2 protein-coding genes are annotated in these 1,359 nt (G+C 57.1%); both read right to left on the bottom strand.

Going from position 1 to position 1,359, the window contains the following annotated elements; translation table 11 throughout:
* Positions 1-116, bottom strand: a 116-nt coding sequence (locus tag ACREAY_RS11905; RefSeq protein WP_431755982.1) for a type II secretion system protein, incomplete at its 3' end; no start/stop codon positions are given.
* A gap of 350 nt (positions 117-466) precedes the next feature.
* The coding region (locus tag ACREAY_RS11900; protein WP_431755981.1) for an IS4 family transposase at positions 467-1,359 on the bottom strand (893 nt) is incomplete at its 5' end.

The following is a 1,359-nucleotide window of genomic DNA, read 5'->3' as shown; positions in this document are numbered from 1 at the left end:
GCAGTTTCCCGCGCCGACTGCACCGCCGGCAGCACGAGCGCCACCAGCGCGCCGACGATCGCCACGACCACCAGCAGCTCGACCAGCGTCATACCGCCACGACAATTCCGTCGCATGGCTGTTGCTTGCGTAGTGTGTGCCACTGGCTCTGCCAGTGCTGATTCATCACTGATTCGCGTGCCACAGGCTCTGCCAGTGTTGCTGCTACGTGCCATTGGCTTTGCAAGTGCTGCCAAAGTGTGCCACTGGCTCTGCCAGTGTCTTCCTACTTCGGCGACCGATCGTGTGCCACTGGCTCTGCCCAGTATTGTCCGGAATTTTAGATGTCGGTACGTTCTCATGGTACTGTCGATTGGTTCAAGTTACACACTCTGATAACCGGTCCGTCGCGCAGCGGATTATTTTAGAATTTCATCGCGCAAGCAGCGGCCACGCCGTGGCTGCAGGGCGCAGACAGGCGCAGCATTTAGCCTTGCTTTTTCGCACGACGCCGTGCGGCGCTTTGACGGTCGCGCTCGCACTGCCGTTCCCGTTCCCGCAGAATCGGCAGGATATCTTCGAGCGTGCCTCCCTGGGCGACTGTTCCCAGCAGCACCAGGAGGTATTTGCTGGGACGGTAACCCGTGTGCAAATACATCAGCAGTACACCAACGATAACGACATAAAAATTCAACAGCACACCTCGTGCGCTGTGGCTAATCATATGATCAAAATGGGCATAGCACTTGAGCCAACGGAAAAACAATTCAATTTGCCAGCGAAATCTGTAGAGCAGGGCAATCAACTCCGGCTGAATGTCGAGAGTTGTCAGCAGCCGAATCTCCGTCTGGTCTGGCAATCGTATTACGACGAGCCGAAGCTGGGGCATGGTCTGGTGTTTTTTCTCCAGACCAGGCAGTCGGACGATGTGATCGGAAACAACGCCTGCAGCAATGCTCGCTTGCTCAAGCGGACGATCTTCGATTGTTTCGATCGTCGGTGCATTCGGACCGGGCTCACGCAGACGCAGTACAAAGTCGGCCCGCCAGGATACATCGTCTCTGTCTGCCGACCTGTGTGCAGCAATCAGGTCGAAGTTGCAAAACCCACGATCGTATACATGAATTGCGTTCGGCTTCAGCGTGCGTGCGGCACAATCCCCCTCACTCTCGCCAGGGTCAGGAACTGCAATGACTTCCGGCAGCCATGTCTGTACATCGATATGTACATCAAGTCTCGCGCGATGGCGCTCCCCCTCCCGTTGATTTCGCGAGGTTACCGCCCAGGCAACATCAGCCGCAGCCGGCAAGAACGTGCCGTCCACAGCGAGGATCTGCTTCAACAGGCCGTCCAATTCTCCCGGCACGCGACTACCAGCCG

It is taken from the genome of Nitrososphaera sp., from assembly GCF_050748925.1.
Lineage (GTDB): Archaea > Thermoproteota > Nitrososphaeria > Nitrososphaerales > Nitrososphaeraceae > Nitrososphaera.
Note: the sequence above shows the minus strand (reverse complement) of the source record. Positions and strands in the feature narration are given on the sequence as shown.